This window comes from Nocardia cyriacigeorgica (genome assembly GCF_029868385.1).
Classification (GTDB): Bacteria; Actinomycetota; Actinomycetes; order Mycobacteriales; family Mycobacteriaceae; genus Nocardia; species Nocardia cyriacigeorgica_F.
This window is the reverse complement of record NZ_JARWNX010000039.1, coordinates 100,681-117,465: the sequence shown is the minus strand read 5'-3', so window position 1 is coordinate 117,465 and position 16,785 is coordinate 100,681. Positions and strand designations below refer to the sequence as shown.

The 16,785-nt window shown below is 64.6% G+C and carries 16 protein-coding genes and 4 tRNA genes; 2 read left to right on the top strand and 18 right to left on the bottom strand.

The window, feature by feature from the left end:
- Positions 1 to 13 precede the first annotated feature (13 nt).
- From QH168_RS09915 to QH168_RS09890, 6 genes are all read right to left on the bottom strand, one after another.
- Positions 14 to 712 (bottom strand): ABC transporter permease, encoded by a 699-nt coding sequence (locus QH168_RS09915; RefSeq protein WP_280234284.1) that lies wholly within the window; start codon positions 710 to 712, stop codon positions 14 to 16.
- 222 nt (positions 713 to 934) lie between these two features.
- A complete protein-coding gene (locus QH168_RS09910) occupies positions 935 to 2,008 on the bottom strand; it encodes an ABC transporter ATP-binding protein (protein ID WP_280234221.1) in 1,074 nt (357 codons plus the stop codon).
- A gap of 245 nt (positions 2,009 to 2,253) precedes the next feature.
- Positions 2,254 to 2,634, bottom strand: coding sequence for a 50S ribosomal protein L7/L12 (rplL, locus tag QH168_RS09905; RefSeq protein WP_163826769.1), 381 nt, complete (start codon positions 2,632 to 2,634; stop codon positions 2,254 to 2,256).
- A gap of 72 nt (positions 2,635 to 2,706) precedes the next feature.
- Positions 2,707 to 3,234 (bottom strand): 50S ribosomal protein L10, encoded by a 528-nt coding sequence (gene rplJ / locus QH168_RS09900; protein WP_280234220.1) that lies wholly within the window; start codon positions 3,232 to 3,234, stop codon positions 2,707 to 2,709.
- Between the two features lie 437 nt (positions 3,235 to 3,671).
- Positions 3,672 to 4,244: a hypothetical protein gene (locus QH168_RS09895; RefSeq protein ID WP_280234219.1), complete on the bottom strand. Its 573-nt coding sequence runs from the start codon at positions 4,242 to 4,244 to the stop codon at positions 3,672 to 3,674.
- Positions 4,245 to 4,433: 189 nt separating this feature from the next.
- Positions 4,434 to 7,205, bottom strand: coding sequence for an AAA domain-containing protein (locus tag QH168_RS09890; RefSeq protein ID WP_280234218.1), 2,772 nt, complete (start codon positions 7,203 to 7,205; stop codon positions 4,434 to 4,436).
- Between the two features lie 523 nt (positions 7,206 to 7,728).
- On the opposite strand from QH168_RS09890, the gene QH168_RS09885 reads away from it, so the two are divergent.
- Positions 7,729 to 9,351 carry an MFS transporter gene (locus tag QH168_RS09885; RefSeq protein ID WP_280234217.1) on the top strand — a complete coding sequence of 541 codons (1,623 nt, stop codon included), beginning with the start codon at positions 7,729 to 7,731 and terminating at the stop codon, positions 9,349 to 9,351.
- Between the two features lie 58 nt (positions 9,352 to 9,409).
- Here QH168_RS09885 and QH168_RS09880 read toward each other — a convergent pair whose 3' ends face one another.
- The 11 genes from QH168_RS09880 to QH168_RS09830 all read right to left on the bottom strand — a co-directional run bounded on the left by QH168_RS09880 (position 9,410) and on the right by QH168_RS09830 (position 15,045).
- On the bottom strand, positions 9,410 to 9,784 hold the full coding sequence (locus QH168_RS09880; protein WP_280234216.1) for a hypothetical protein: 375 nt from the start codon (positions 9,782 to 9,784) through the stop codon (positions 9,410 to 9,412).
- 320 nt (positions 9,785 to 10,104) lie between these two features.
- Positions 10,105 to 10,818: a 50S ribosomal protein L1 gene (gene rplA, locus QH168_RS09875; protein WP_280234215.1), complete on the bottom strand. Its 714-nt coding sequence runs from the start codon at positions 10,816 to 10,818 to the stop codon at positions 10,105 to 10,107.
- A gap of 78 nt (positions 10,819 to 10,896) precedes the next feature.
- On the bottom strand, positions 10,897 to 11,331 hold the full coding sequence (rplK, locus tag QH168_RS09870) for a 50S ribosomal protein L11 (RefSeq protein WP_280234214.1): 435 nt from the start codon (positions 11,329 to 11,331) through the stop codon (positions 10,897 to 10,899).
- Between the two features lie 79 nt (positions 11,332 to 11,410).
- A complete protein-coding gene (gene nusG / locus QH168_RS09865; RefSeq protein WP_280234283.1) occupies positions 11,411 to 12,208 on the bottom strand; it encodes a transcription termination/antitermination protein NusG in 798 nt (265 codons plus the stop codon).
- A gap of 110 nt (positions 12,209 to 12,318) precedes the next feature.
- Positions 12,319 to 12,696: a preprotein translocase subunit SecE gene (secE, locus tag QH168_RS09860; RefSeq protein WP_280234213.1), complete on the bottom strand. Its 378-nt coding sequence runs from the start codon at positions 12,694 to 12,696 to the stop codon at positions 12,319 to 12,321.
- Between the two features lie 31 nt (positions 12,697 to 12,727).
- Positions 12,728 to 12,800, bottom strand: a tRNA-Trp gene (locus QH168_RS09855).
- Positions 12,801 to 13,043: 243 nt separating this feature from the next.
- Entirely contained in the window at positions 13,044 to 14,105 is a 1,062-nt protein-coding gene (locus tag QH168_RS09850) for a fused (3R)-hydroxyacyl-ACP dehydratase subunits HadA/HadB (protein WP_280234282.1), read from the bottom strand.
- 207 nt (positions 14,106 to 14,312) lie between these two features.
- Entirely contained in the window at positions 14,313 to 14,483 is a 171-nt protein-coding gene (rpmG, locus tag QH168_RS09845; RefSeq protein WP_011211653.1) for a 50S ribosomal protein L33, read from the bottom strand.
- 37 nt (positions 14,484 to 14,520) lie between these two features.
- Positions 14,521 to 14,596 (bottom strand) — tRNA-Met (locus QH168_RS09840).
- Positions 14,597 to 14,680: 84 nt separating this feature from the next.
- Positions 14,681 to 14,753, bottom strand: a tRNA-Thr gene (locus QH168_RS09835).
- A gap of 209 nt (positions 14,754 to 14,962) precedes the next feature.
- A tRNA-Tyr gene (locus QH168_RS09830) sits at positions 14,963 to 15,045 on the bottom strand.
- Positions 15,046 to 15,295: 250 nt separating this feature from the next.
- Between QH168_RS09830 and QH168_RS09825 the strand changes: the two genes are divergently transcribed.
- Positions 15,296 to 15,787, top strand: coding sequence for a YajQ family cyclic di-GMP-binding protein (locus QH168_RS09825; protein ID WP_280234212.1), 492 nt, complete (start codon positions 15,296 to 15,298; stop codon positions 15,785 to 15,787).
- A 62-nt stretch (positions 15,788 to 15,849) separates the two neighbouring features.
- On the opposite strand, the gene htpX is transcribed toward QH168_RS09825, so the two are convergent.
- Positions 15,850 to 16,731, bottom strand: coding sequence for a zinc metalloprotease HtpX (htpX, locus tag QH168_RS09820; RefSeq protein ID WP_280234211.1), 882 nt, complete (start codon positions 16,729 to 16,731; stop codon positions 15,850 to 15,852).
- Between the last annotated feature and the right edge of the window lie 54 nt (positions 16,732 to 16,785).

The following is a 16,785-nucleotide window of genomic DNA, read 5'->3' as shown; positions in this document are numbered from 1 at the left end:
GGACAGCCACCGGTCAGGAGCCCTTAGCGGGAACAATCTGCAAATAGATCAAGGTCAGCACCAGGTTCACGAAGAAAAGCACCAGGAACGTGATCACCACTGATTGATTCACCGCGTCGCCGACTCCTTTCGGCCCCCCGCTCGGATGCAGCCCCTTGTACGCGGCGATCACGCCAGCGATCAGACCGAAAATCGCCGCCTTGATCTCACCGATCCACAGATCGGGCAGCTGCGCCAGCGCCGAGAACGAGGCGAGATAGGCGCCCGGCGTACCGCCCTGCAACAAGACGTTGAAGAAATAACCCCCGGCGATGCCGACCACCGACACCAGACCGTTGAGCAGCAACGCGACCAGCATCATGCCGAGCACACGCGGTACGACCAGCTTCTGCACCGGATCGACGCCGAGCACCTCCAGCGCGTCGATCTCCTCCCGGATGGTGCGCGAACCGAGGTCGGCGGCCACCGCCGAACCGGCTGCGCCCGCGATGATCAGCGCGGTCACCACCGGCGCCGCCTGCTGGACGGTCGCCAGCACACTGGTGGCGCCGGTGAACGATTCGGCACCGAGCTGTTTGATCAGTGCCCCGGTCTGCAATGCGACGACCGCACCGAATGGAATGGCCACCAGGGCACTGGGCAGGATCGAGACGCTGGCGATGAACCAGGATTGTTCGATGAACTCCCGCCACTGAAAAGGGCGGCGAAACATCTTGCGCGCCACATCGAGAAACAGCGCGAAGATCTTCCCGGCCTGGGCGAACCCGGACTCGACCGGAGTCCGTAAACGCGCGAGCGTTGGGTTCACGATCGCCGATGTTACCTGCGTTACACCTGTGGACGGCTGCGCATAACAGCCGTGTCGCCGGGTTGTCCGCGCCGAAACGCGAATGCCGCGCCGGAGATCCGGCGCGGCATTCGCGAGAACGTACCGTTATACGTTGGGGGTCTGGTGGTGCGGCACCGTGGCGTCGTAGGGGCCGCCCTGGGCGAGTTCGGCGGTGTTGTACGACATCACCTGGGTGTCGTCGTTCTCCTCCAGCGACTGCTGGATGGCGACCTGTGCCGCATGCGGCAGGGTGTGCATGATCTCGCGCACCCGCTGCTTGCGGCGGTGCACCGCCTGACGGACCGGCATACCGGGCTGGGCCTTCATCTGCGGGATGATGCCCTCGATCTCCTCGGCGCCACCGTGATGGTGCCCGGCATCGACCATGGCCTGCTCGCGGGCCATCTGCGCCTCGTCCTTCTCCTCGGACATACCGATCGGGCCGATCATGCGGCCGTTGAGGAACTGCTTGACCACCGGCTCATCGGAAGTGAGCAGCACTTCGCGCGGGCCGAACATCACCAGCTGACGGCGGAACAGCATGCCGATGTTGTCGGGCACGGTGCGGGCCAGGTTGATGTTGTGGGTCACGATGAGGATCGTGGCGTCGATCTGGGCGTTGATGTCGATGAGCAGCTGGCTCAGGTAGGTGGTGCGGACCGGGTCGAGACCGGAGTCCGGCTCGTCGACGAGGATGATCTGCGGATCGAGCACCAGGGCACGGGCCAGACCCGCACGTTTGCGCATACCGCCGGAGATTTCGCCGGGGAGTTTGAACTCCGCGCCGAGGAGACCGACCATCTCCATCTTCTCCATGACGATCTTCTTGATCTCCGACTCCGACTTCTTCGTGTGCTCACGCAACGGGAAGGCGACATTGTCGAACAGATGCATGGAGCCGAACAGCGCGCCGTCCTGGAACAGGACGCCGAACAGCTTGCGGATCTCGTAGAGCTCCTTGTTGGAGCAGGTGGTGATGTCTGTGCCGTCGATGTAGATCGAGCCGCGCTCGGGGCGCAGCAGGCCGATCAGCGATTTCAGGAAGACCGACTTACCGGTACCGGAGGGGCCGAGCAGCGCACTGACCTCCCCGGACGGCAGGGTGATCGAAACGTCCTGCCAAATCCGCTGGGAACCAAAGGACTTGGTAATGCCTTCGGTCCTGACCTCGACGCCCACGCCAACCTCCACATTTCTCAGCGAGCCGCCCCACCGGCGAACCGCGTCTGCTCGACATCGCGGTGTGTCACGTCACAGTGGGTGCGGTCACTCTATCGCATGGGCAACTCGTCGCACAGCCCAACCTGACCGAAGAGTAACTATCGAGTGGTCGCATTATTCGCACGACCCCCGACTTATCGCCGGGAAAACGAACGGGCGGCCCCTGTAAAAGGGACCGCCCGTTACGGCGTTTCGCTCGGAAATTACTTGACCGAGACCGAGGCGCCGGCCGCTTCCAGCTTCTCCTTGGCGGCGTCGGCGGCGTCCTTGGCGACCTTCTCCAGGATCGGCTTCGGGGCGCCCTCGACGAGGTCCTTGGCTTCCTTCAGGCCCAGGCCGGAGACGATCTCGCGGACCACCTTGATGACCTGGATCTTCTTGTCGCCCGCGCCCTCGAGGATGACGTCGAACTCGTCCTGCTCCTCGGCGGCCTCGGCCGGAGCGGCAGCGCCACCGACAGCGGCGACGGCGACCGGAGCAGCAGCGGTGACCTCGAACTTCTCCTCGAACTTCTTGACGAAGTCCGACAGCTCGAGCAGGGTCATGTTGCCGAAGGTCTCGAGCAGTTCGTCAACGTTGGCCATTGTTGTTTCCTTTCGGTAGGTGATGTCTGGTGTGGGCGAGCCGCAAGCGATTCACCCGGTGATGGGTGGCGCTTATTCGGCGCCTTCGGCCCGCTTCTTGTCTTCGAGCGCGGCGGCCAGGCGGGCCACCTGCGAAGCAGGAGCGTTGAACAGGCCCGCGGCCTTGGCCAGGTTGCCCTTGAGCGCACCGGCCAGCTTGGCCAGCAGCACCTCGCGGGTTTCCAGGTCGGCGATCTTCTCGACCTCGGACACGGACAGCGCATTGCCGTCCATGTAGCCGCCCTTGATGACGAGCGACTTGTGGTCCTTGGCGAAGGTCTTGAGCGCCTTCGCCGCGTTGACCGGCTCGCCCGTGATGAAGGCGATAGCGGTCGGTCCCACGAACAGCTCGTCCAGGCCCTCGACGCCCGCCTCTTCCGCGGCACGCTTGACCAGGGTGTTCTTGGCGACGGAGTACGTGGCGTCGGCACCGAGCGCACGACGCAGTTCGGTGAGGGCACCGACGGACAGGCCACGGTATTCCGTGACAACGGTGGCCGTCGAGCTCTTGAACTGCTCAGCGATCTCCGCGACCGCGGTGACCTTCTCGGGTTTTGCCATACTTCGCCTCCTCTCTGATGTCGGTTCGGACCCGAACTACCGACCAGGGGTGGCGATACGACAAACGCCCCGGACGCAGAGCGTTCCGGGGCGCAATTGGATGAACCGATCCGGGCATGAACCCTTGATCGACTCCCAGCCTCGGCTCTCCCTGCGTGGGCCGCCAGCTATTGCCGGACCTTCGACCGAACCCATACGGGATCGGCGACCAACGGTCTTCGGTAGAACGGATTGGGTAGTGATCGAACACGTCGATAACTTCGCTTCAGCGTACCGGTAGGTCCACCATCTGGCAAAACGGGGTGCCCTTGCCCCGCGTCCCCACCAGTTTCGAGGGCCACGGCGTCGGCTGAGTCCTTTCGCAGACCGCAGCGGGCACCTTGCCATGGCCGGTCCACACCGAGGATGCAGCCGCTCCCGCGTTCGCCCGACCCGCGCTAACTATTCCGGGCGTCGTTCAACTGCTGCATCAACACCTTGCTGCCACCCTGAAGGTCGGGATGGGGGACCTTCGTCAGGGCACGATGGACTTTGTCCCGGCGCTCCCGTCCGACCGCGCGGAACAACTGTTCGGCCCAACTGCCGGATACCGGCGCAGGGTCGTCCTTATCAGTCAGCCGTGCTTTCATTTGCTCGTTTTCCCGCTGCAACTCGTCCAGGTCCTCCCGTAGTCGCAGGTTCTCCGCCAGCAGGCTCTTGGCTGCGAGATCCAGTGCTTCATACTGTTGCCGCCAGCCCTCGGCATCGCCGGACTCCGCAGCCGTTGCCTTGGTCGGCCCATCCGCCCCGGCGGCGCGTCCTGCACCTACCACACAAACCTTCGCTCCGGCCTGTTCGAATTTTGCGCAGAGATCCGCGACATCGGCGGAGACGCGCCATTCACGCTTTTCCGGATCAAATTTGCGATTGCTATGTGGAACATTCGATTTGAGTATCTCGAGGAGGCTTCGGTTGTACGCACTGAAGGCGACCAGCCAGTCCTGCCCAATCGGTGTGACGGTAACCGTCACCATGCGTATCCCTCTCGTGCACGTCGCCGCTCTCCCCGACGGAAAGCTCCGAGCTATCACACCCTGACATCATGGGCACACCAGTCCACGCAGCTCCTGGTCCGAACCCGGTGGGACGGGCCGATTCCTTTTTGCGCGCGCGGCACCGGTGCACACAGACGTCCGTCGGAACCCGGTCATCACCTCCATTCAGCAGTGCCGGTCCAGGAAGTGACAGACCCGGCCGGCTTCGTTGCTCCCGGTCGTCGACAGGCGCAGCAGCGGGAAGCCGTAGTGATGGCAGATCTCGTCCTTTACTGCGTCGCGGGCGAGCTGTACCGGGTCGGCCTCATGCGTGCGGAAGCCATCCACTTCGATGGCCACCAAGGTGGCATTGGTGATTCGATTGAACAGGACGAAGTCGAATGATGCTCTGTTGCGGATGAATTCGCGCTGCCGCGGATCGAGCCCGTTTAGATCTCGGCGGAAGACATTCGCCAGCAGTACCTGCCGCTCCATGCTCAGGTGCTGGTACTGCGGCGCGCCAAGGATCTCCTCGAGCAACGCAAGAGCGATATCTTCGGAGGGCACACCCGTGCGGCCCCATGTGATTTGGGGGTTCCTGCGCCGACGCTCGTTGTAGTCGCTATACAGCAGGTCGAAGATCGACACCACGTCGCTGTCGACGACTGCGTTATCCGGATCCCGGTGTCGTATATAGCCGATCAGATCGCGGATATGCCGGCTCTTCGGCAGCTCCGACGGATGCGTGACCAGGATGAACGAGCGCATTGCCCGGGAAACGGCCACATTGATCAACCGTGGATCATCGGCGAACTTCACGACCTCGTCACCGGCCCGATCGTCGAGCACCGTGGACATGACGACCGCGTCCTTCTCCCGGCCCTGGTACTTGTGGACGGTGTCGGATTCGATGTCCTGGATCAGCGCGTCGGCGGCTTTGTCGGCCTGACGGCGAAAAGGAGTGGTTACCCCGATCTTGTGGGGCGGGATATCCGCGGCAATCCACGGGAGAGCTTCGTGCAGAATGACATCGATCTCGCGCTGGTTGCTCCGGCCATTCGACGAGGGATCGTTGTAGCGCTGCCGCATGTGATTACCGGGGCTGGTGCGCACCACTGCCATCGGAGTGATGCCGGGTGCCGGTTTCGTATAGGGAATCAGCTCGTCGGCGTAGAACTTCCGGTTGCAGAACTCGATGATGTCTGGAGCGCACCGATAGTGTTCGCGCAGCATGGTCCGGGGCACCTCGTCGCCGTACCGGTCGATGACCGTGGCGAGAACGCTGTGGGTGTATTCGAAGACCGGATCGGGTGCGGGCGGTACACCGGCCGGTTTGTTGTCGACCGGCGCCAGCTGATTCAAATCGCCGACGACGACGAGATTCCTCGCGCGGGCCAGCGCCGGGGCAACGGTCACCAGGTCCACCTGTGAGGCTTCGTCGACGATCAGATAGTCGAGCAGCGTCGAGGGGCCGATGCTGTTCGGTAGCGAATGGCAGGTGCTCAGGATCAGTGGATAGTCCTGGCTGAACTGCCTGAAGTTGTGCCGATACCGGGACGTATGAACAACCCGGGTGAGCGACCGGTATCGGGTGCGTAATGCCGCGGCGAGCAGATCTCGGGACAGTTTCGTATGGTTGGTGCGCAGGCTGTCGAAATCCCGGCCGTCGAGGGCTCTGGTGAGACTGTCGACCCGGCGCTCTAGCTCGGCGATCTTCTTGTCGTAGTACAGGCGTTGAATTTCCAGGATGATTTCGACGTCATCGGCATCGACCTTGCGCAGCGCCCAGTATTTGACGTACCGGTTCATGGCGGCGGCCAGCCGTCCCCAGCCGCGGTCGCGGATCCAGTCGGGATCGGTGTCTGCGATGAAATCGAGCAGCTTGTTCGCGCTGTAGCGGCGCAAGAGCGGTAGCTTATCTGCGCCCGGCAACTCGTGACGGTCGAAGAACGCCTGGAAGTGCCGCTGTTCCAATCGGTATGCGTGCAGTTGATTTCGCAGCTCGGCGCGGTCGCGCTCCAGTTCGAGGAGCACGGTCAGCTGCTCGGTCATGGTGCGCAGGCTCTCCGCCGCCTGCTCGTCACGTTCGGTGCCGGTGCGCAGCATGGCGTCGACGGCCGCGTTACGGGCGACCTGGCCCTCGAAGAACTCTCGCCGTTTGTCGGCATTGCCCAGGTTCGCCGCTACCATCCCGAAGCGTTCTCCGGTCAGCTTCTCGAATACGTTGTCGACGGCGGAGTTGGTGAACGAGACCACTCCGACGGTCGCCCCCGGTCGGCAGATCACCGAGGCGATGATGTTCAGGATCGTCTGTGTCTTACCGGTGCCCGGTGGGCCATCGATCACCGAGAGCCGATACTGCAAAGCCTTCATGACCGCCTGGCTCTGGCTGATATTGGTGCGGAACGGGTACACCGGCAAGGGAATCTCGTCACCCGGCCGGAGCTCGATCGGGCCTCGTTCGAGAATCCTAGCGAGTGCGCTGTCCGGATGAACGAAGCTCAGCCCCCGATGGTTTCGCAGGAGGGTGCCGGAGTCGCCGGTCAACCGCCCTGCAACATCGCGCCAATAGGCCAGAACATTTTTGGCGCTGGCGGCACCGGCAGCGTTCCGCATTACCTGGGCCCGGGCTGCGCCGCAGGCGGTCCATGCGCCCGCACGGTCCAGCACATGCCACCACGACCCGATGTGCGGCGGGCCGGTGAAAAGATACGCCTGGCGCGCGTCGGCGGGAGAGCCGTCGATGAGAAGTACTTCGTGTGGTCGCATCGAAATCTGTTGGGGCTCGCGCAGAACAGTTACTCGGTCCCACCCGAAGGGGTACTTCTTGACGCCGCCGAACCGCACGAAGACCCGCTCGGGCCGAGGATCGAATTCGGCGATATCCAGGGTCTTGTCCTCGTGGCCCGGGTTGTCCTTGTTCCGGATGACAACCGCGATAACCCGCGGATCGAGCATCTACCCCCCTGGTCTGCACGGACGGCGCGCGCCGCAGTCGCCTGCGCACCGCTCGGATCATGGCCGGTCCGTCGGAGCCAGCCCCCGCATGTAGAGCCGACGCCGGTGAAAGTTATTGAATGGAAGTATTATTCGTGACTCCGCGCGGACCCGCAAGGCGATGCGGCGACTACCCGATTGGTACACACCGGCCGAATTCCGGTCGCATCGCCCGGCCGGCCACCAGGCCGCAGCTACGCCCGCAGGAGGGTCACCGCGAGCGCCGACGTGGTGATCAGATTGAATCGGTGCATGCTCGCGCATGGTTGCCGTGTCGATGCGCTAGAGGACGGATGCGGCGCCGGTCGTGGTGGTGCGGCTACACTCGGATGTGAACGCACCCGGCCCGACACGGCACGCGGTCCACATCCGCCCAGCAGCTTCGGCCGAACAAAGTGGCACACATCACAATAATGTCCAGCAGTGAGCGAGATCGCTCCCATTAGGTGTTACTCAAAGTAACTGTTACTGATTAGCTGCTGGCATGACAACCTTCACAGTCGATCCACCGGTGCTGCTGGAACGACGCGCGCACCGATTCCTCGCGCTCGCGGTGATCTGCCTGGCAGAACTGCTGGTCGTACTCGACAACACCATCGTCAACGTCGCGCTGCCGTCCATCGGTGTCGAATTGTCCACCGGCGTCAGTGGCCTGCAATGGGTCGTCGACGCCTACACCCTCACCTTCGCCGGCCTGCTGCTGGCGTTCGGCAATCTCGGTGATCGCTATGGCAGGCGCCGGATGATGATGATCGGCCTGGTCGGTGTGGGCGCCATGTCGGTGGTCGGTGCCCTGTCCACCTCGCTCGACGGCGTCATCGCCGCCCGAGCGGCCATGGGCGTATTCGCCGCCGCGGTCTTCCCAGCGACGTTGGCGCTGGTCACCAATATCTTCACCGACCGAAAGGAACGGGCGCTGGCCATTGCCGCATGGACCGCGATGGCCGGCTTCGCCATCGCGATCGGCCCGATTTCCGGCGGTTGGCTGCTCGAACACTTCTCCTGGCACTCCGTCTTCTGGATCAATGTGCCGGTGGCCGTGGTCGCGCTGCTGGCGACGCTGCTGTGGGTGCCCGAGTCCCGGTCGTCCGAGGTCGGCAGGCTCGATCTGCTCGGCATCGCGCTGTCCATCGCCGGTATCACCGTGCTGGTCTGGGCGATCATCGAAGCGCCGCGCTACGGCTGGCTGTCGGCCACCACCCTCGTCGCGGGCGCCGCCGGGCTATTGCTGCTCGCCGCGTTCATCGCCTGGGAATTGCGTACCCGCACACCGATTCTCGATATGCGTCTGTTCCGCAACCGCCGTTTCTCGCTGCCCGCCTTGGCGATCGCGGTCGGCTACTTCTCGATGTTCGGTTTCCTGTTCCTGATCACCCAGTATTTCCAGGGCGTGCGCGAATACTCGCCACTCGAATTCGGCATCGCCTCATTGCCATTCGCGTTCTCGGTGGCCGTCGGCGCACCGATGGCGACACTGCTGGCCCAGCGGCTCGGCACGACGCCCGTCATCGTGTTCGGTCTGCTGCTCACCGGGCTCGGCCTGTATCTGGGCGGACAGGTGACCGTGGACAGCGGATATCTCACCGAGGTGCTGCCGTCGATGGTGTCGATGGCACTCGGCCTCGCCATCGTGCAGGGCCCGGCCACCGAATCGATCATGTCATCGCTGCCGTTGAACGAGGCGGGCGCCGGATCGGCGGTCAACGACACCACCCGCGAATTCGGCGGCACGCTCGGCGTCGCGGTACTCGGCTCGATCGTGGCGTCCTACTACACCACCAAGGTGGCCCCGCTCATCGATCGGGTCCCCGAGAGCTTGATGTCGAACAATGAGAAGGATTTCGCCAAGGCGACACCGCTGAGTGTGCTGGAGATGCGTAAGCGCGAACTCACACCCTTCTTCGAATCCCAGCGCGAGAACATCATCACCGCGATGAAGGCGGCCTGCCTCGAAGGTTCGCATGCGGCGTCGCTGGTCGCCACGGGCGCGGTGGTGGTCTGCGCGGTGGTCGTCGCCATCTTCCTGCCCTGGGGTGTGCAGGATGGGGAGTCGGTACTGCTCGGCTGGCGGAAGAATGGGGACGGCGAATCGGATTCGGTGCGGTAGTGGAGGGATTCGGCACAGCGCCGACCCGACGTCACACACGCCGTCGTCCCGGGTCCGGCTACTTGCGATGCCGTCCGGTACGTGTGCTCGCCGGTGGCGGATCGGAACGGTCGTCCCCGCCGCGGTCCTTCTCGCCGTTGCCGGAAGGTTCACCGATACGGCGCGGTTTGGGCAGGTGGTGGATGCCGACGGCCGGGGTATCGTCCCCGGTGCGTTTCCGTCGCGATTCGGCGAGATCATCGACGACGCTGCCGTCCTGGTCGGCGCTGTTCGGGGCGGTCGCCGCGGTCGGCGACCAGGTCGCAGCGGGGGCGACCGGCCACGCACCGGTTTCGAGTTGTAGCTCCGAGCGCAGCACCGGTCGGGTCGGCGCCGGATCGTGGACGGTGCCGCCCTCCGAACGCCAGGTTTTCGCCGACGGCGTCTCGGCCACTCGGCGAGGGCGCCGTGGCAGTGGAATGACCTTCGCGGACCGCCGGTCCGGTACTTCCTGATCCGACATCGAGCTAGCAGCCGCCGATCGCCGCGGTACCGGGCGGGGCACTGAGTCCATGTCTGATCCTTGTGCTGAGTCCGTCGCTCACATCCCTATTCTCCCTCAGGATCGCCGCGACGCCCAGAACGGGTGCCCGGCCTGGTAGGCACGGGTCCTCGGCCTGGTCGGCCCGCGCGAGCGGAGGATACGGGTCGCCGAATACGAAACGGCGGGAACGCATTGCGTTCCCGCCGTTTCGGGTCCTACTCAGGTGCTGCTCACGCGTCCTCGTCGAGGAGGTTGCGGGTGCGGTTCGGGTCCACCGGGATGCCCGGTCCGGTGTTCGTCGAGACCGTCACCTTCTTGACGTAGCGGCCCTTGGCGGTCGACGGCTTGACACGCAGGATCTCCTCCAGCGCGGCGCCGTAGTTCTCCACCAGCTTGGTGTCGTCGAAGGACGCCTTGCCGATGACGAAGTGCAGGTTGGCCTGCTTGTCGACGCGGAAGTTGATCTTGCCGCCCTTGATGTCGTTGACGGCCTTGGTCACATCGGGGGTGACCGTGCCCGTCTTCGGGTTCGGCATCAGACCACGCGGGCCGAGGACACGCGCGATGCGGCCGACCTTGGCCATCTGGTCGGGGGTGGCGATCGCGGCGTCGAAGTCCAGCCAGCCGCCCTGGATCCGCTCGATCAGATCCTCGGAACCGACGGCGTCCGCACCGGCGGCCTCGGCCTCGGCGGCCTTGTCGCCGACCGCGAACACGATGACGCGGGCGGTCTTACCGGTGCCGTGCGGCAGGTTGACGGTGCCGCGGACCATCTGGTCGGCCTTGCGAGGGTCCACACCGAGACGGACGGCGACCTCGACGGTCGCATCGGTCTTGGTGGTGGCGGTCTCCTTGGCCAGCCGCGCTGCGGTCAGCGGGGAGTAGAGCTTGTCGCGATCGACCTTCTCGGCCGCGGCGAGGTACGCCTTGCTTCGTTTTGCCATGTTTTCTCTGTCCTTAGCTGTGGTTCAGAAGTGGTTATCGGGCCTGGCCGGCCCTCCCACCTGTGCAGTGGAGCTGAATCAGCCCTCGACCGTGATACCCATCGAACGAGCGGTGCCGGCGATGATCTTCGCGGCCTGCTCGATGTCGTTGGCGTTCAGGTCTTCCTGCTTGGTCTTGGCGATCTCGCGCACCTGGTCCATGGTCACCGTGGCGACCTTGTTGCGGTGCGGCTCCGCCGAACCCTTCTGCACACCAGCGGCCTTGAGCAGCAGCTTGGCGGCGGGCGGGGTCTTCAGCTTGAAGTCGAACGACCGGTCCTCGTACACCGAGATCTCGACCGGGATGACGTTGCCACGCTGCGACTCGGTCGCGGCGTTGTACGCCTTGCAGAACTCCATGATGTTGACGCCGTGCTGACCGAGCGCGGGGCCGACCGGAGGGGCCGGGTTCGCCTGGCCGGCCTGGATCTGCAACTTGATGATCCCGGCGAGCTTCTTCTTCTTGGGGGGCATCTTTCTTCCTTGGTTTCGGTTCCTTACGGTTGCCGTAAGCATTGCGCGGGTTGTACGCCCGCAGCCGAACTACTCGCGATCAGATCTTCGCGACCTGGGTGAATGCCAGTTCGACGGGGGTTTCGCGGCCGAAGATCGACACCAGCACCTTGAGCTTCTGCTGCTCGGCATTGACCTCGGAGATGCTGGCGGGCAGCGTCGCGAACGGGCCGTCCATGACGGTGACCGATTCGCCGACCTCGAAGTCGACCTCGATGACCGGCTTGGCGACGGCCTCGGTGGCGGTCTCCTGGGTGGCGGACGCGGCGGCGGCAGCGGCCGGGGCCTTCTTCTGCTGCGAGGCCGGGACCAGGAACTTCACCACATCGTTGATGGTCAGCGGCGAGGGCCGCGAGGTCGCGCCGACGAAGCCGGTGACGCCGGGGGTGTTGCGCACCGCGCCCCAGGACTCGTCGTTCAGTTCCATCCTGACCAGGATGTAACCGGGCAGCACCTTGCGGTTGACGTTCTTGCGCTGACCGTTCTTGATCTCGGTGACCTCTTCGGTGGGCACTTCCACCTGGAAGATGTAGTCCTCGAGGTCGAGGTTCTGCACACGGGTCTCGAGGTTGGCCTTGACCTTGTTCTCGTAGCCCGCGTAGGAGTGGATGACGTACCAGTCGCCGGGCGCGCGGCGCAGCGCGGCCTTCATCTCTTCCACCGGATCGGCGGGGAGTTCCTCGGCGGGGGCTTCGGCAGCGGCGTCCTCGTCAGCGGGCGCGGAGTCGTCGACGACCACGGACTCCTCGGCGGATTCCTCGACGGAGTCGATGGCCGACTCAGCCACCGCGTCGTCGACCGGGAACTCGTCGTTTGTGTCGTTCTCCGGGGTGCTCACTGGGGCACTCGCTTCCTGTGTCGTCACGTACATCCTCTGCGTGCCGGGGCCGGACACGGTGAAAAATGGTCCGTCCCGTCCCGGGGGTCGGCTTCCGGCGTCGGCTTCGACTAGCCGAACAGCCAGTCGACACCTTTGACGAACGCCACATCCAATCCCGCGATGAACGCGACCATGAAGACCACGAACACCAGAACAACGCTCGTATAGGTGACCATCTGCTTCCGGTTGGGCCAGATGACCTTGCGCAGTTCCGCGATCACCTCGCGCAGGAACTTGATCAAACGCTTGATCGGATTACCCGACTTCTGGCGTTCGGCCCGATCGGAGGTCTTGGTTGCCTTGCGCGCCGGACGGTCGATCGTGGCGACCGATCCGTTGTCGGCCGACGAACCGGCACGGGCCCGCCGGGCGGACCGCTTGCCGCTCGGCCGACTCGCTGCGGCGGTGCCATCGCCGTCGTCGCGAGTGTCCCGCTCGTCGGTCACGTCAACCCTCTCTCGTCGCTGGCATCCAGGGCAGGGGCGACAGGACTTGAACCTGCAACCTGCGGTTTTGGAGACCGCTGCTCTGCCAATTGAGCTACGCCCCTTCGGCTGGACGGTGGTGCTGATGCCCAGCCACATGTGCTGTATTCAGTTGTGCTGTTCTCTGGTGTCACACAACACGCGCGCCGCTCCGGCAGTTGCCGGCCCCGTCAGCGGAAGTTCCGGAGCTGCGCCCCGGGCCGCCTGGAACCAGCCTTGCAGAGCAGCGCGCATCGGCTGGTGACCCCAGAAACCCGAGTGTACGTGAAGACCGGTGGCATTAGCCAATCCGGGGCCACCGGAGCCGATCAGGACAGCTGGACCGTGGCGGTCGCGCGCCCGAAGATCTTGCGACCGGCGGATTTCGCGACGATGGCGATGACCGCGGTCCTGGTCTCGGGATCGACCGATTTCACCTTGCCGGTGAATTCCACCTCGGCCGGTTCGTCCACGCCCACGTACACCGGGCTGGTGAATCGCACGTTGTATTCCTTGACCGCGCCGGGATCGCCGAGCCAGGAGGTGACGAATCCGCCACCGAGACCCATGGTCAGCATGCCGTGGGCCACCACGTTGTCCAGGCCGACGAGTCCGACGACTTCGTCACTCCAGTGGATCGGGTTGGCGTCGCCCGAGACTCCGGCGTAGTTCACCAGATCGCCGCGGGTCAGGCGGACGGTGCGCGGGGGCAGTTCGTCGCCGGCGCTGATCGCGTCGAAGGCGATGGCGTGCTTGCTCGGTGCGACCTCGGGCACGCTCGCCACCGGCGCGGGGGCCGCGGTGGGCGCGGTGCGCGGATGGTGGTCGGGGGTGTCTTCGCCGAGACCGTGCATGAGCACGTTGCGGACCGCGCCGGCCAGGTTCGGGTCGATATCGCCGCCGCTGCGGCCGATGAGTGTGGTGTAGGTGGTGAGCACCAGTTCGTCGCGCTGATCGGTGACGATGTTCTTGGTGACGATGATGTCGCCGCCGAAGGCCTGCCGGAACGAATGCAGGTAGACATCGCAGGTCAGCTGGTCGCCGACCTGGATCGGCCGGTGGAATTCCAGGATCTGGTCGGTCTGCATGATCTGGCTGAGGTCGTAGCCGGTGACGACCTCTTCGAAGAGTTTGCGCTGGGCCAGGATGCCGACGAGGGAGATGAAGGTCAGCGGCGCGAGCAGGCCGTCGTAGCCGTATTCCTGCGCGGTGTCTTCTTCCCAGTGCACCGGGTGGTAGTCCTGCACGGCGCGGGCGTATTCGCGAACCTTCTCGCGGCCGACCTCGTAGTAGTCGTCGACGCGGTAGTGGTGCCCGACCATGGCCGCCGCGTGTTCTGCGGGGTCGAATGTCTCGCCCGACGCGACCGCTTCGTCTGTACCGGTGTTCATTGTCACGGGAGGACTGTACCTATCTGACCCCGCCGCGGGCAGGGTCGGTGGAGGCGTTCGCCACCGCTAGATGAGGAGCCGTGAAAAGCAGTCGGGCCGGACATCGCGTCCGGCCCGATGGCTTGTGTCACGGCGGTTGTGTCCCGGCTCGTGAGGCCGGGATGATGTCCCGGCGCCGATACACGCGGTAGCTACACGCGTGGATGGCTAGCGGGACTCGCGGTGCGCCCGGTGCGTGCCGCAGTTCGGGCAGAACTTCTTCAGTTCCAGCCGGTCCGGGTCGTTGCGCCGGTTCTTCTTGGTGATGTAGTTGCGATGCTTGCACTGCTCGCAGGCCAAGGTGATCTTTGGCCGGACATCGGTGGACTTCGCGGCCACGATATGCCTTCTTTCCGGAACTGGGCTTGATCGGTTGTGGTAGCGATGGCCGGACTTGAACCGGCGACACAACGATTATGAGTCGTTTGCTCTACCGACTGAGCTACACCGCCACGGGTCGCATTGCCGCGGCGCCGCGCCCAGCCCTCCAACAAGCGGGAAGCGATGCCGAGTCGGTCACCACCGGCAATCCGGCGAGCCCCCTAACGGAATCGAACCGTTGACCTTTTCCTTACCATGGAAACGCTCTGCCGACTGAGCTAAGGGGGCATGACCTCTTGCGCACCGGGACTCGTCTTTCTCGACCCCGGCGCTTCGAAGTCTTGAACGAGGTTACACACTCACCGGTCTACACACCAAACCGGCTGGTCAGAGCCGGTATTTCCGATATCGGAAGTGGTGAACACAGTCGGTACCGACTGTTCGGCGGCCACAACGCAAGAACCCCCGTGGATCATTCGATCCGCGGGGGTTCTCGGTGGCAGATGTAGGATTCGAACCTACGTAGGCTTGCGCCGACAGATTTACAGTCTGCTCCCATTGGCCGCTCGGGCAATCTGCCATCGCGCTTCTCGGCGCGCACAGCAGAATACAACGAACCCACACCCGGAATGCAAACCGGCTGCACAGCGGCATGAACGGACGTGCAAGCGGCAGGTCGGGCCCGAACGCTCGCGGCCGGGTCCGATCACGCCGACGGCGACACAGCCCGCGTCCGGGGACTAATCTCGTGCCGCCGGGTAGAACTAGGTGGGTGCGGCGAACCATCCGGCGTGACCTCGAACGCCGGACCGTCAGGACAGGAGCGCAGTGTGGCCGATTCGTCTTTCGATGTCGTCAGCAAGGTCGATCGCCAGGAGGTCGACAACGCGTTGCATCAGGCGGAGAAGGAGCTGAACACCCGCTACGACTTCCGTGGCACCGGCGCCGCGATCGAATGGTCCGGTGAGGAGAACATCGTGATCAGCGCCGAGGCCGAGGAGCGGGTCAAGGCCGCACTCGAGGTGTTCAAGGAGAAGCTGATCCGCCGCGACATCTCGCTCAAGGCGTTCGACGCCGGGGATCCGGTGGTGTCGGGCAAGACCTACAAGATCACCGGTTCGCTGGTGCAGGGCATCGACTCCGAGCACGCGAAGAAGATCTCCAAGAAGATCCGCGATGAGGGCCCCAAGGGTGTCAAGGCCCAGATCCAGGGCGATGAGCTGCGCGTGAGCAGTAAGAAGCGCGACGATCTCCAGGCCGTGATCGCCCTGCTCAAGGGTGAGGATTTCGGCATCGCGTTGCAGTTCGTCAACTACCGGTAGACAACCCCTCGACGGCGTGCGGCCGTGGCGCCGCCACGGCCGCACGCGTTCCCGGCGCCGGATCAGCCCTGACGCGGGCGTCCGGCGAGTTCCTCGAGGCGGGCGATGCGGTCGGCCATCGGCGGGTGCGTGGAGAACCAGCGGGCAGCGCGCTCACCCGGACGGAACGGGTTGGCGATCATCAGATGCGACTGGGCGGTGAGCTGCGGTTCCGGTGGCAGCGGCGCGGCCTGCACACCGCGTTCGAGTTTGCGCAGCGCCGAGGCCAGGGCCAGCGGATCGCCGGTGAGTTCGGCGCCGGACTGATCGGCCTGATACTCCCGTGACCGGGATACCGCCAGCTTGATGAGTGTGGCCGCGATCGGGCCGAGCAGCGAGACCAGGATCACGCCGATGATATTGGGCCCGCCCTCGCCACGGTTGCCGCCGAAGGCGGTGGCGAAGAAGGCCAGATTGGCCAGGCCGGAGATGACCGCGGCCAACGCGCCCGCGACCGAGGAGATGAGAATGTCGCGGTTGTAGACGTGTGAGAGTTCATGGCCGAGCACCGCGCGCAGTTCGCGTTCGTCGAGTATTTGCAGGATGCCGCTGGTGCAGCACACCGCGGCATGCCGGGGATTGCGGCCGGTGGCGAACGCGTTGGGGGCGTTGGTGGGGCTGATGTAGAGCCGCGGCATCGGCTGACGGGCCGCGGTGGCCAGCTCACGCACGATCCGGTAGATGACCGGCGCCTCCAGCTCGCTCACCGGCTGTGCGTGCATGGCCTTCAACGCGAGTTTGTCGCTGTTGAAGTAGGCGTAGGCGTTCATGCCGACGGCCAGCAGGATCGCGATGACGAGGATCGTCGGGCTGCGGAACATCGCCCCGACGAACACGATCAGCGCGGACAACCCCACCATCAGCCCGAAGGTCTTGATTCCATTCGCATACCCGTGCCCGTGCATAGCTCTCCTTGCCGCTCCCCCGTTCGTTGCGTGCTTCTCGGAAGGTCAACGAAT